Origin of the sequence: Aestuariivirga sp., assembly GCF_041738905.1 — a bacterium.
In the GTDB taxonomy this organism is placed as follows: Bacteria; Pseudomonadota; Alphaproteobacteria; order Rhizobiales; family Aestuariivirgaceae; genus Aestuariivirga.
The window spans coordinates 43,362-55,350 of record NZ_JBGSOZ010000135.1 but is presented as its reverse complement, the minus strand read 5'-3'; the positions used below and the strand labels follow the sequence as shown (position 1 = coordinate 55,350).

The following is an 11,989-nucleotide window of genomic DNA, read 5'->3' as shown; positions in this document are numbered from 1 at the left end:
CGCACAAGGTCCGTGGCGACGTCGCGGCCGATGGCGGCAGCGATTTCGCCTTCCGTCGGCAGGCCGAGCATCGCCGCCTTGAAGGCCGCGTCCGCGGCGCTGTCGTCGAGGATCGACTTCAACGCCGCAGCGTAGCTCTTGGCGCTGTTGGCTGAGGCCGCTCCATCATAGCGCGAGAGGATCAACGCACGCCCGAGCGTCTGCCCGGCCTCCCAGCGGTTGAAACTGTCGCGGTCGCGTCCCATGAGGAAAAGCTGGTCTTCGGTCGAGGTGTTGACGGTAAGTTGTATGGGCGCCGAGAACCCCCGATTGAGCGAGAGTGCCGGCCGCTTGGCAACGCCCGTGAAACGGAAGGTCTGGCGCCGTTCAGTGAGTTCGATGACGGGGCTGTTGAGCGTTCCGTGGCCTTCCAGCGCGAGCGGCATGTCATCGCCATCAGGCTCGACGAGGCCGATGCCGAGCGGGATATGCAGCGGCACCTTGTCCGGCTGGCCTGGTGTCGGCGGGGTGCGCTGTTCAAGGGTCAGCGTGTAGGTCTTCGCAACCGGGTCATATGCGCCCTCCGCGATCACCTGCGGCGTGCCGGCCTGCTCATACCACGAGAAGAACTGTGTGAGGTCACGCCCCGATGCATCGGCCATGCAAGTGACGAAGTCCTCGACCGTCGCGGCCTCGCCATCATGGCGTTCGAAATAGAGGTCCATCGCCTTGCGGAACGCCTGCTCGCCGATCAGCGTCTGCAACATGCGGCAAAGCTCAGCGCCCTTTTCATAGACAGTCGGCGTGTAGAAGTTGTTGATCTCCATATAGGCCGAAGGCCGCACCGGATGGGCGAGAGGTCCGCCATCTTCCGGAAACTGCCGTGCGCGGAGTGTCTTGACGTCAGCGATGCGCTTTACGGGCCGCGAGCGGATGTCGGAGGTGAACTCCTGGTCGCGGAAAACGGTGAGGCCCTCTTTCAGGCAAAGCTGGAACCAGTCGCGGCAGGTGATGCGGTTTCCGGTCCAGTTATGGAAGTACTCATGCGCGATGATAGCTTCGATGTTGACATAGTCGAGGTCGGTCGCGGTATCGGGCAGGGCGAGTATGTACTTGTCGTTGAAGATGTTGAGGCCCTTGTTTTCCATCGCCCCCATGTTGAAGTCCGGCACCGCCACGATGTTGAATACACCGAGATCGTATTCGAGGCCGAAGCGCTTCTCGTCCCAGCGCATCGAGGATTTCAGCGCTTCCATCGCCCAGGCGCAACGGTCTTCCTTGCCCTTCTCGACGTAGATGCCGAGTTCCACCTTGCGTCCGGACATCGTGGTGAAGCTGTCATGCACGGCGGCCAGATCGCCCGCCACGAGAGCGAAGAGATAGGATGGCTTGGGGAAGGGATCGTCCCAGATGGCGAAGTGCCGGCCATTCTCTTCGATAATGCCACGGGTGCGGCGGTTGCCGTTGGAGAGCAGCACAGGGAAGAGTGCGGCGTCCGCTTCCATCCGCACGGTGAAGCGCGCCATCACATCAGGCCGGTCGTAGAAATAGGTGATGCGGCGGAAGCCCTCGGCCTCGCATTGCGTGCAGAAGATGCCGCCCGACACATAGAGCCCCGAGAGCTGCGTGTTGGCCTTCGGATTGCAGATGGTCACGATCTCCACCACGAAAGGTCCTTGCGGAACCTCCGCAATCGTCAGCGACTGATCGGTCGTGGAGAATTGCTCATCCGTCAGAAGCACGCCATCGAGCTTGACCGAAACAAGGGCGATCTTCTCGCCATCCAGAACCAGTGGCGCTCCCGCCTCAACGCTGTTGGGATTGGGCGTCATGGTCAGCAGCGCGCGCACTTGCGTCGCCGTGGGTTCGAGATGAAAGTCCAGATGAACGGATTCGATCAGGTAGGGTGTAGGCTTGTAGTCTTCGAGCCGTATCGTCTGGGGCGTTTCGGTTTTCATGTGTGGACGATCCCGGTGTTGACTGTTTTGAAGGCATAGAAACCATGAGCCGTGCATTTGTCAAAGAGCAAGATGATGCGCCGGAGGACCTGACCGAGCGGCCGGTGAGTGCCGGCCCGAATGTGGTGACACCGCACGGGCTGAAGCTGATCGATGCCGAAATCGAAGCGGGCCGACGCATCCTCGCTCAAGGCCAGCATGAGGGCGACAAATCCGCCATCGCCCGCGCCTCGCGGGATCTCCGTTACTGGGTGCAGCGCCGCGCCACGGCTCAGGTGATCGAGATGCCGGACAGGCCTGAGACGGTGGCGTTCGGCACGCGCGTGACAATCCTACGCGACGATGGCCGAAAACAGGTGTTCGCCATCGTGGGCGAAGACGAGTCCGATCCGCCGAAGGGCTATCTCACCTATACATCGCCGTTGGCCCGCGCACTCATGGGACGTGCCGTGGGCGATGCCGTGGAGATCCCCGGCGGCGAGGCCGAGATCGTCAAGCTAGAAGCGATCGGCCCGGAAGGGTGAAAGATCGATGTTGCTCTTGGCGCCGGTCATAAGTTCCGCAATGAGCCGGCCGGTCGATGGTCCCCAAGTGAGGCCCATGTGACCATGGCCGAAGCCATACCAAACGTTTGAAGTGGTCTTCGATGGCCCGATGACGGGAAGCGAGTCCGGCGTGCCGGGGCGCCGTCCCATCCATCGGGTTGTCGCTGAGTCAGGCTCGCGGAGGCCGGGAAGAATGTTCTTGAAATTCGTCCACAGGGCATCGGCGCGCGCATAGTTGGGAGCGGCGTCGAGCCCAGCGAATTCATCGGTGCCGGCAAGGCGCAATCCCATTTCCATGGGGGTCGCCGCTCCGGGTGTCCGCGCATAGGTGATTGAGCGTGACAGCGACACGCCGGAATTGGGCAGCACCATGTGATAGCCACGCTCGGCTTCCAGCAGCACCTTCTCGCCAAGCTGCTTCGCCAGCAGGTGAGAGTAAGCGCCGGCACAGATGACCAGCCTGTCGACGGCCAGCCTGCCATTGGCCTTCAGCGTCACATGGGTGACCTTCGATCCGTCACGCTCCAGCGAGACGACGTCGTCCGCGAGGATGGTACCGCCGTTCTTCACCACCTCTGCGGCAATCGTCTTCACCACGCGCTCGGGACTGGTCACGAAGTACCAGCCGCCATGAAACGCGCCGCAATGAACATTGGGGCCGATGGCTGGTTCGAGCTCGCGCACTTCGCCGCCCGACAAGCGCTTGGTCTCGTAGCCATAGGCGTTCTTGGCCGCGCGCTCGCCAGCGTCTGCAAGAAACTGCGTTTCGTTGTCATATATTCGGAGTGTATCCTGATAGCGGATGAGATCGCGTGCGCCCGCCTCTTGCAGCAGCGTTTCGAAATCGCTCACCACCCGAAGCGCCAGCGCGGCCCGCGCATCTGTGATTGCCTTCACACGGTCGGGCATCGCATTGCGGCCCAGCGCCATCAGCCAGGGCAGGGCCTTCGGCAAATAGGACCAGCGGATGGTGAGCGGCCCCAGCGGGTCCATCAGCCAGCCCGGAATTTTCGTCAGCATGCGCGGGTGAATGGTGGGCACGATCTCGGCGAAGGCGAGGCCACCTGCATTGCCGAAGGAACATCCTTCGCCCGGCGGCACGCGGTCGATGACAGTCACCTTGTAGCCGCTCCGTTGAAGGAATGCGGCGGCCGACATGCCGACGATGCCGGCGCCGATGATGGTGGCATTGAGAGCGGTCACAGGATATTCTCCGAGGTCTTGAAATAAGTCACGCAATGGGTCTCGAAGGCGGAGACGAGATGTGTCTTGCGCATTTGCTTCAAGGCGGCAAGTGCGATGACGCCGCGCTCCACGTCCTCCGCAATGGGCCTCACCGCAAGTTCGTCCCCTGCGTAAGAATGGTCTCCATGCGGCCGCGTGATGAGGATCGAGTAACCGAGCCCTTGCCCTACAAGGCCTCGCACCACTTCGAGCGATGGAGACGAAAACGCAATCTTCGGCGTGATGCCCGCCTGTTCGAGGATGCGGGTGAAATAAGTGCGGCTGGGCGCGATGTCGAGAAGCACGAAGGGTTCATCCCGCAGCGCCACCAACGGCACCTGCCGCAGCCGTGTGAGCCGGTGTTTCGCGGGCAAAAGGATGTGCGGCACGAAGGAGGCCAGAGGCGTCAAGGTCAGGTCGTCCGGCATGTCCACGTCGTAAAGCAGAGCCAGGTCATGGTTGCCCCGGCGCAAGCCGGAAAACAGTTCGTCCTGCGTGCCTTCCGCCATGCGGATGGTGACAGCGGGGTGCAGTCTGGTGAAACTCGAGATCAGCTGCGGCACGAAAGCCGGTGCGATGGTCGCAAAGCTTCCCAGCGAGAGCGTGCCTTCGACGGCATTCCCCGCAGCTGCAGTATCGCGCTGCAGGTCCTGCGCATAGGTGAGCAGGTTTCGCGCCTCGCCCAGAAATCGCAGTCCGGCGGGCGAGGGGCTGACACCTTGCGCATGGTGCCGGATGAAGATCTGCAACCCCACCTGCTCCTCGAGCTTGGCCAGCGAGGCCGACAGCGTCGGTTGCGCCACGCCAAGATGGGCGGAGGCGGCAGCGACCGACCCATGGTCCCAGATGGCTATGGCATATTCCACCTGCCGGAGCGTGAAGCGAAGCATCGCCAAATCCTATTCAATAGTCCGTTATAATCTATTTTTCCGATCCTTCAGCGCATGTCAATCTCGCTTCATCTGAACGGAGGGAACGGACAGATGAATGCGATGGCAAAACCGCCTGTGGCGCCTCAGGATTTCGTTGCCGCCATGGGCCTCGCCGCCACCGGCGTTTCCGTGGTGACGACCGATGGCCCGTCCGGCCGCTTCGGCCTCACGGTGAGCGCGGTCTCCTCGGTATCGGCCGAGCCACCCCTCGTGCTGATCTGTGTCAACCGCAAGAGCCCCGCCGTGGCAGCGCTTGATGGCAATGGCACATTCGCCGTCAACCTGCTGGGGGCCGACAACCGCGCCTATGCCGAGAACTTCTCCGGCCGCCCGCGCGAGGGAAAGCCCTTCGACTTCGGCAACCATGCCTGGCGCGAGGGCGAGACCGGACTTCCGCTGGTGGACGATGCGACGGCAATCTTCGAATGCGAGACGCATGACAGTCTCGATGCCGGCACCCATCGCATCTACATCGGCCGCGTCATCGCCGCTCACAAGGGTGAGGCTGAGCCGCTCGTCTATTGCAATCGCGCCTTCCGGCGCATCGTCAACCACGAAGGAAACTGAACATGATCAGGACAGGCGAACAATACCGCGACTCGATCCGCGACGGCCGCGAGGTTTGGATCAACGGCGAGCGCGTGAAGGATGTGACGCGTCACCCGCAGTTCAAGCCGCTGGTCGATATCCGCGCCCGCATCTACGACATGCAGCACGATCCGGCCATGCGTGACGTGATGACTCACGAGGAAAATGGCGAGCGCTTTGCCATCGGCACCAGGCTTCCCTTCGAAAAGAAGGATTGGGACGACAAGCGTAATGCCGTCGACATGGTGATGAACGACATCGGCGGCGTCGTCACCCGTGTTGGCGACGAGACCATCGGTGAGATGTGGTCGTTGTGGGACGGCAAGGACATCCTCAACGAGATCGACCCGCGCTTTGCCCAGAACATCGAGCGCCACATCCAGCTGGCGATCAAGAACGATCCGTTCCACGTGTCCGCCAACACCGATCCCAAGGGTGACCGCTCGAAGCGCCCGCAGGACCAGGACCCGGATATGCTGGTGCATGTGGTGAAGGAGACCGACGCCGGCATCATCATCCGCGGCGCCAAGTATGAAACCGCCGCTGCCTATGCCAACCAGGCCTTCCTGAAGCCGACGATCGCCAATTGGGGCGACGCCAAGCTCTCGGAATATGCGCTGGGCTGCATCGTGAAGATGGATGCGCCGGGCGTGAAGCACATCTGCCGCACGGGCTTCACCGGAAGGGCATCCGAGCGCGACTATCCTCTGTCGAACAAGTTCGACGAGGTGGATACGATCATGATCCTCGACAATGTGCTGATCCCCTGGGAAGACGTGCTCTTCTACCAGCACACGCGCGCGGCGGCCTTCATCCGCCAGACGCTGCACCGCTACTCGGCCTTCCCCTTCGTGCAGCGCACCCTCTCTTATGCTGATCTCATCATCGGCGCGGCATTGTGGAACGCGCGGCAGACGGGCCTCGACAAGCAGCAGGCCGTGCAGGAAAAACTCTCCGATCTTGCCGTCTGGCGCGAGGGCATCAACGCGCATCTCACCGCCGCCGTGGCGATGGGCGAGAGGAGCCCCAACGGCCTGCTCATGCCGAACCAGTCGCTGCTGATGACGGGCCGCGTGCATGCGCTGAACAACCTGCCGAAGATGATGCACATCGCGCGCGAACTCTGCGGCGGGCAGATCTGCGTGACGCCCGATGCTGCCGTGTTCGATCATCCCGAAACCCGCAAGTGGATGGAGAAGTACTACACCGTCAACGACGAGTGGCAGGCGGACGACCGCCGCAAGCTGCTGGCGTTGGCGCGCGATCTTCTGAACTCGGACTATGCAGGCCACCGGCTCACCTTCCAGCTCTTCGCCCAGTCTCCGCCCTTCGCCCAGTCCGCCGCCGTCTACCGGAATTTCGACTGGAACCAGACCCTGAAATTCGCGCAGAAGGCGGGGGGACTCTCTGATAACATTTGGGGCGTCACCAAGCAGGCCGCAGAATAAGACGACTTGACAGCTGAGAAAGAAATCATGACCGCACACAAGCGCATCCGCCCCTTCAACACGAAGGACACATACCCTGAGCAGAAGCTCGACAACGATCTCTGCCAGGGCGTGGTGGCCCGTGGCACCATGGTGTTCCTGCGCGGCCAGGTCTCGCAGGACCTCGACACGCGCGAGTCCCTGCATGTTGGTGACGCCGCGCAGCAGACAGCGAAGACCATGGCGAACATCAAGCAATTGATGGAGGAGGCCGGCGGCCACATGGACCACATCTGCCGCATCGTGGTCTACCTGACCGACATTCGCTACCGTCAGGATGTTTACCGTGAAATGGGCAAGTGGCTGAAGGGTGTCTTCCCGTGCTCCACCGGTCTCGTCATCACCGCCCTTGCGCGGCCGGAATGGGTTGTCGAGATCGAGGTGACGGCCGTCATTCCGGACTGAGGAGATATTGATGTCGCTGCCACAAGACGTGCGGGAGGCTCTTGAGACGCTTCAGTCGGTGGCGGCGACGCCGTTTGCGCAGTCAGACACGATCCCGCCGCTGCTCTATCGCTCGGAGGATGTACACAAGTTGGAACTTGAGCGCATCTTCGCGAAGGAATGGTTGTGCCCGGGCCTTGCTGCGGACATTCCGAATGCCGGGGACTACATCACCTTCGCCATGGGGGACCAGCCGGTCTTCGTCATGCGCGGCAAGGATGGCGTCATCCGCGCTTTTTCCAACGTCTGCCTTCATCGCATGATGCAGCTGGTCGAAGGCTCCGGCACCTGCAGGAACAAGATCGTCTGCCCCTATCACGCGTGGACCTATGACACCGAAGGCCATGTCATCTGTGCGGGCCACATGGGCGGGCGCGACCCGCTCTTCGACAAGAAGAAATACAGTCTGCCTCAGCTTCGCGTCGAGATATGGGAGGGCTGGATCTACATCACGCTGAATCCGGACGCGCCACCGGTGGCGAGCCTGCTGGCGGATCTGCTTCCGGTGGTCGAGCGCTATGCCATGCCGGGATATATTCCTGTCGTCCATCACGATCATGTGTGGAAGACGAACTGGAAGCTGCTGAACGAGAACTTCATGGAAGGCTATCACCTTCCCGTCGCACACAAGGCGACGGTGGGCGCGTGGTTCCCGGTCGAGGACACCGAGTTTCCGGCGGATGTTCACGACGCCTTCACCTACCAGACCTTCACCAAGGACGAGAACGCCAAGTATGGCCGCGCGCACGAGTCCAACACCCGGCTTCAGGACAAGTGGCGCTTCACATCGATCCTGCCCACTGTCTTCCCAACGCACATGTATGTGCTGGCGCCCGATCACCTCTGGTATCTTTCGCTGAGGCCCAAGGGCGTGGGAGAGGTGCATGTGCGCTTCAGCGTGGCGCTGGCACCGGAAGTCCATGCAGCACTAGGGCACACGCGTGACCAATGGGTGAAGGAACTCGTCGACTTCTTCGATCGCGTGAATGCCGAAGACAAGTTCGTGGTGGAAGGCATCTTTACCGGCTCGAAAGCGCCGCTCGCCTCGCGAGGGCCCTTAAGCTGGCTCGAACGCGAGATCCACGACTTCGCCTGCTATCTCGCCAAACGTCTCACCGTCGATCTTTGAGGAATACTGCCGCATGACCTTCTCCATTGCCGGCCGCTGCGCCAAGTCGGGCGCCTTCGGTGTCGCCATCACCACATCCTCGATTGCGGTGGGTGCCCGCTGCCCGCATGCGCGCGCGGGCGTCGGCGCCGTTTCGACGCAGAACGTGACCGACCCCAATCTAGGGCCTATGGTGCTTGACCTGATGGAACGCGGCGTGCCTGCGGGCGCGGCCATCGCAGCGCTGGTGAAGGACCGCCCGCATATCGAATTTCGGCAACTGACCGCCGTCGACAGGACTGGCCAGTCGGCCTCGTGGTCCGGCAAGAATATCCTCGGCACGCATGGCGTCTCCGAGCAGACGGACTGTGTTGCCGCGGGCAATCTTCTGAAGCATGCAACCTTGCCCAAGACGATGACCGATGCCTTTGCGGCGAATGCCGGCGAGCATCTGGCTGAACGCCTGCTGCGCGCGCTTGAGGCAGGCCACGAGTCGGGCGGCGAGGAGGGGCCGGTCCATTCGGCGTGCCTGATCGTCTATCACGAACAGGCATTTCCGCTGGTCAACCTGCGCGTCGACTGGGACGATGAGAACCCGATCAAGGTGCTGCGCCGGTTGTTGGAGGACTACAAGCCGCAGATGGGGGCCTACCTCCAGCGTGCCATCGACCCCACGCAGGCGCCAAGCTATGGCGTTCCGGGCGATCCTTAGGCAAGACAACGGTGTCAGTCAGCGGATTGTCCTCTCTCCCCGCTCGCGCGGGGCGAGAGCATTTATCGCAGCCTCAACAGTATCCCGCAAACTGAGCCAATTAGGCTCGCAGACCGTCAAGCTAACCGAATTCAGTCCTGTGGTATTCTGAAACATCGTACTCTGGTTCATCACCACGATGACCCAAAGCAATGCCGCCAACAGCAAGAGTATATGGCATGGCTCCAGCCACGACTCTTATTTCGCGGCCATTTTCCGTGGACAGAATCAAGCCGGATTCCGCTCTCACAGTTTCATCTCTGTATACAAGCTTACGCACTATGAGTGTAGTCTCACCCGAAAGCGGATTATCGACTTCCTCTTCACCTATGAGTGGGGTGGTCGCCATGGCAAACTGGAGCACCCCAATTCCGTGTCTGAAGCCAACATCATGCATGCATGATGCAATGCGAATTCCAGAATTTGTCGAATGCCAGAGAACAACAGACAGCGGAAAGCCAAGGCTGAACATTAACACCGAGATACGCTCAGGAGATTTGGAGAGTTCTTCCCGGAGCGAAGAGTTTCCATTCCATAAATATGAAATCTCTTTCATGGTCTCTACCCCCCCACAATAGACATCGCAACATTCCTGCCGTCCAAAGCGATCGAAATGCCGGATGCAAGTCGGACTACCCCGATAACTTCTCCACCAGACGGGCGAGCATCTGATCACACGCGGCTAATTGCGCTTCGCTCACATATTCATCGGGCTTGTGGGCCACCGCGATGTTACCCGGCCCGCAGACAACTGCCGGCGTGCCGAGGGCCTTCTGGAACAGCCCGCCCTCGGTGCCGAAGGTGATCTTGCCTGTGGAGTTGCCGCCGGTAAGTGCATGCACGAACTTCACCGCCTCACTGTCGACCGGCGTGTTCATGGCGGGATAGCTCTGGAGGTCCATGAAGTCGAACCGGGCGTCCGGGAAAACACCGCGATACCCCGTTGCCACCTTTTCAGCGGCGGCCTTGATGCGGGCAACTATGGCGTTCTCGTCTTCTTCCGGCAGATAGCGGATTTCGAAATCGAAGGTGCAGCGGTTGGGCACGATGTTCATCACTTCACCGCCTTGCATCTTTCCCACGTGGAGCGTTGTGTAGGCCACTTCGTAGTCGCCATCGCGCAAGCCCTGTTCCGCGATCTCCGTCTGGATCGCGCGGATGGCCCCGATCAGGTCGGAGGCCATGTAGATGGCATTGACGCCGATGGGAGCGAGGCTCGAATGCGCTTCGAGCCCATGCGCGGTGACTCGGAAGCCGAGCTTTCCCTTGTGCGCCGTCACCGCCTGCATGAGTGTCGGCTCGCCAACGATGCAGAGACGCGGCTTCACCGGCGCATCCTTCAGCAGGTCGAGCAGGCGGCGCACGCCCACGCAGCCGATTTCCTCATCATAGGAGAATGCGAAGTGGATGGGGGTCTTGAGCGGCGCCTTCGCCGCCTTGCCCGCGACCGCGAGGCAGCAGGCGATGAAGCCCTTCATGTCTGCCGAGCCGCGGCCAAAGAGGTTGCCGCTGCGATTGACCAGCCTGAAGGGATCGGACGTCCAGGTCTGGCCTTCCACGGGCACCACGTCGGTATGGCCGGAGAGGACGACGCCCGGAACATCAGCGGGCCCGATGGTCGTCCAGAGATTCGCTTTGCGTCCATCCTCGTTGTGCACCAGGGTTGAGGAAATCCCCAATCCTGCGAGATGCTCTTTCACATAGGCGATGAGATCGAGATTGCTGTCCCGGCTCACGCTGGGAAAGGCGATCAGTTTTTCAAGATGCTGGAGCGAGTTTGTCATCGGGGCTGATTGTCACGGCCAGAAAGCCAAGTCAAAGGCGCTTCATTTGATGCATGTCAAGGCGCGTGGCTGGAAGAACCCTTATTCAACATAAGCACGGTGGTTAATACCATCGTGCTGGCGGGTGGGGTTCTCGAGAAAGTCAGCTGTCGCTTCGTTCCCCCCTTTCCTTGAACTCCCCCGCCTCTTTCTCCTGCAGAAGGGCCCCGACCGGGGCCCTCTTCTTTTGGTGATGGGTGACAAGCTATCAGGGCCATTGTGCTCCGGTGCGGGCCGTCTCGATCGCGTAGACAGACGACGTGGCGCAGATGAACATCCGCGACTTGCCGAAGCCGCCGAAGGTGAGATTCGCCACGGTTTCGGGAACCAGAATCCGGCCCAGCCTTTCGCCGCCCGGCGTGTAGCAATGGATACCGTCGCCGGCCGAAATCCACAGCAGCCCTTCCGTATCGACGCGCAAGCCATCCGGCACCTTGTCGTTGATGACGGCGATCACGCGGCTGTCTTTCAGGGTCTTGCCATCGACGACTGTGAAGCCCCGGACATGGCGCGGGCGGCCTTCCTCGAACCCGAAGCCATCGCCGCGCGCATAACCCGAATCGGCGATGTAGAGTTCGGATTCATCCGGCGAAAAGGCCAGCCCATTGGGGCGGTCGAAGTCGTCGGCCACCACGGTCAGTTCTTTTGTCGCAGGGTCGAAGCGATAGACCTGGTTGTTGCCGATCTCGCTGTCGGACTTGATGCCCTCATGGTTCGAGATGATGCCATAGGGCGGGTCGGTGAACCAGATCGTGCCGTCGGATTTCACCACCACGTCATTTGGTGAGTTGAGCCGCTTGCCATTCCAGTGACTGACGATCATCTCGTAGCGGCCATCCAAATAGGTGCGGCTCACGCAGCGCCCGCCGTGCTCGCAGGAGATCATGTTGCCTTCGCGGTCGCGCGTGTGGCCGTTGGTGCGCTGCGATGGCTGGCGGAATGTCGAGAGCCCGTTGATGGGCGACCAGCGCATGATGCGGTTGTTGGGAATGTCAGAGAAACGCAGTTCGTTCAGTTCCGAGAACCACACCGGCCCCTCGGCCCAGATGAAGCCGGTGGCGAGCTTCGTGAGTGCGGCGCCCGCCGGGAACAGATCGAGAAATTTCGGAGAGTCGGGCGCGAGGCAGTCTGCGTGTTTATGAGCCATGGT

The 11,989-nt window shown here is 61.3% G+C and carries 12 protein-coding genes; 6 read left to right on the top strand and 6 right to left on the bottom strand.

Annotated elements, in window-relative coordinates; genetic code table 11:
- On the bottom strand, positions 1-1,937 hold a 1,937-nt coding region (gene pepN / locus ACEW8Q_RS12465; RefSeq protein ID WP_373504380.1), incomplete at its 3' end, for an aminopeptidase N.
- Positions 1,938-1,981: 44 nt separating this feature from the next.
- Here pepN and greA point away from each other — a divergent pair.
- Positions 1,982-2,461: a transcription elongation factor GreA gene (greA, locus tag ACEW8Q_RS12460; RefSeq protein ID WP_373504379.1), complete on the top strand. Its 480-nt coding sequence runs from the start codon at positions 1,982-1,984 to the stop codon at positions 2,459-2,461.
- Here greA and ACEW8Q_RS12455 read toward each other — a convergent pair.
- A complete protein-coding gene (locus ACEW8Q_RS12455; RefSeq protein ID WP_373504378.1) occupies positions 2,435-3,685 on the bottom strand; it encodes an NAD(P)/FAD-dependent oxidoreductase in 1,251 nt (416 codons plus the stop codon). The two genes, greA and ACEW8Q_RS12455, sit on opposite strands and share 27 nt — an antisense overlap.
- Entirely contained in the window at positions 3,682-4,596 is a 915-nt protein-coding gene (locus ACEW8Q_RS12450) for a LysR substrate-binding domain-containing protein (protein ID WP_373504377.1), read from the bottom strand. The genes ACEW8Q_RS12455 and ACEW8Q_RS12450 overlap by 4 nt, the downstream gene beginning before the upstream one ends.
- Before the next feature lie 102 nt (positions 4,597-4,698).
- Between ACEW8Q_RS12450 and ACEW8Q_RS12445 the strand changes: the two genes are divergently transcribed.
- The 5 genes from ACEW8Q_RS12445 to ACEW8Q_RS12425 are packed head-to-tail and all read left to right on the top strand — an operon-like array spanning position 4,699 to position 8,977.
- Positions 4,699-5,205: a flavin reductase family protein gene (locus tag ACEW8Q_RS12445; RefSeq protein ID WP_373504376.1), complete on the top strand. Its 507-nt coding sequence runs from the start codon at positions 4,699-4,701 to the stop codon at positions 5,203-5,205.
- Between the two features lie 2 nt (positions 5,206-5,207).
- Positions 5,208-6,674: a 4-hydroxyphenylacetate 3-hydroxylase family protein gene (locus tag ACEW8Q_RS12440; RefSeq protein ID WP_373504375.1), complete on the top strand. Its 1,467-nt coding sequence runs from the start codon at positions 5,208-5,210 to the stop codon at positions 6,672-6,674.
- A gap of 27 nt (positions 6,675-6,701) precedes the next feature.
- Positions 6,702-7,118, top strand: coding sequence for a RidA family protein (locus ACEW8Q_RS12435; protein WP_373504374.1), 417 nt, complete (start codon positions 6,702-6,704; stop codon positions 7,116-7,118).
- A 10-nt stretch (positions 7,119-7,128) separates the two neighbouring features.
- Positions 7,129-8,286 carry an aromatic ring-hydroxylating dioxygenase subunit alpha gene (locus ACEW8Q_RS12430; protein ID WP_373504373.1) on the top strand — a complete coding sequence of 386 codons (1,158 nt, stop codon included), beginning with the start codon at positions 7,129-7,131 and terminating at the stop codon, positions 8,284-8,286.
- A 13-nt stretch (positions 8,287-8,299) separates the two neighbouring features.
- The gene (locus tag ACEW8Q_RS12425; RefSeq protein WP_373504372.1) at positions 8,300-8,977 is read left to right on the top strand and encodes a DUF1028 domain-containing protein; all 678 of its coding nucleotides are present in this window, start codon (positions 8,300-8,302) and stop codon (positions 8,975-8,977) included.
- Positions 8,978-9,098: 121 nt separating this feature from the next.
- On the opposite strand, the gene ACEW8Q_RS12420 is transcribed toward ACEW8Q_RS12425, so the two are convergent.
- From ACEW8Q_RS12420 to ACEW8Q_RS12410, 3 genes are all read right to left on the bottom strand, one after another.
- Positions 9,099-9,572, bottom strand: coding sequence for a hypothetical protein (locus ACEW8Q_RS12420; protein WP_373504371.1), 474 nt, complete (start codon positions 9,570-9,572; stop codon positions 9,099-9,101).
- Positions 9,573-9,648: 76 nt separating this feature from the next.
- Positions 9,649-10,800: an acetylornithine deacetylase gene (gene argE, locus ACEW8Q_RS12415; protein WP_373504370.1), complete on the bottom strand. Its 1,152-nt coding sequence runs from the start codon at positions 10,798-10,800 to the stop codon at positions 9,649-9,651.
- 247 nt (positions 10,801-11,047) lie between these two features.
- The gene (locus ACEW8Q_RS12410; RefSeq protein WP_373504369.1) at positions 11,048-11,986 is read right to left on the bottom strand and encodes an SMP-30/gluconolactonase/LRE family protein; all 939 of its coding nucleotides are present in this window, start codon (positions 11,984-11,986) and stop codon (positions 11,048-11,050) included.
- Between the last annotated feature and the right edge of the window lie 3 nt (positions 11,987-11,989).

Coding starts and splice junctions, on each gene's coding strand:
- ACEW8Q_RS12420 (WP_373504371.1), bottom strand. CDS start 9,572: ATGAAAGAGATTTCATATTTATGGAATGGAAACTCTTCGCTCCGGGAA.
- ACEW8Q_RS12440 (WP_373504375.1), top strand. CDS start 5,208: ATGATCAGGACAGGCGAACAATACCGCGACTCGATCCGCGACGGCCGC.
- ACEW8Q_RS12425 (WP_373504372.1), top strand. CDS start 8,300: ATGACCTTCTCCATTGCCGGCCGCTGCGCCAAGTCGGGCGCCTTCGGT.
- ACEW8Q_RS12435 (WP_373504374.1), top strand. CDS start 6,702: ATGACCGCACACAAGCGCATCCGCCCCTTCAACACGAAGGACACATAC.
- ACEW8Q_RS12445 (WP_373504376.1), top strand. CDS start 4,699: ATGGCAAAACCGCCTGTGGCGCCTCAGGATTTCGTTGCCGCCATGGGC.
- ACEW8Q_RS12430 (WP_373504373.1), top strand. CDS start 7,129: ATGTCGCTGCCACAAGACGTGCGGGAGGCTCTTGAGACGCTTCAGTCG.
- greA (WP_373504379.1), top strand. CDS start 1,982: ATGAGCCGTGCATTTGTCAAAGAGCAAGATGATGCGCCGGAGGACCTG.
- ACEW8Q_RS12450 (WP_373504377.1), bottom strand. CDS start 4,596: ATGCTTCGCTTCACGCTCCGGCAGGTGGAATATGCCATAGCCATCTGG.
- argE (WP_373504370.1), bottom strand. CDS start 10,800: ATGACAAACTCGCTCCAGCATCTTGAAAAACTGATCGCCTTTCCCAGC.
- ACEW8Q_RS12410 (WP_373504369.1), bottom strand. CDS start 11,986: ATGGCTCATAAACACGCAGACTGCCTCGCGCCCGACTCTCCGAAATTT.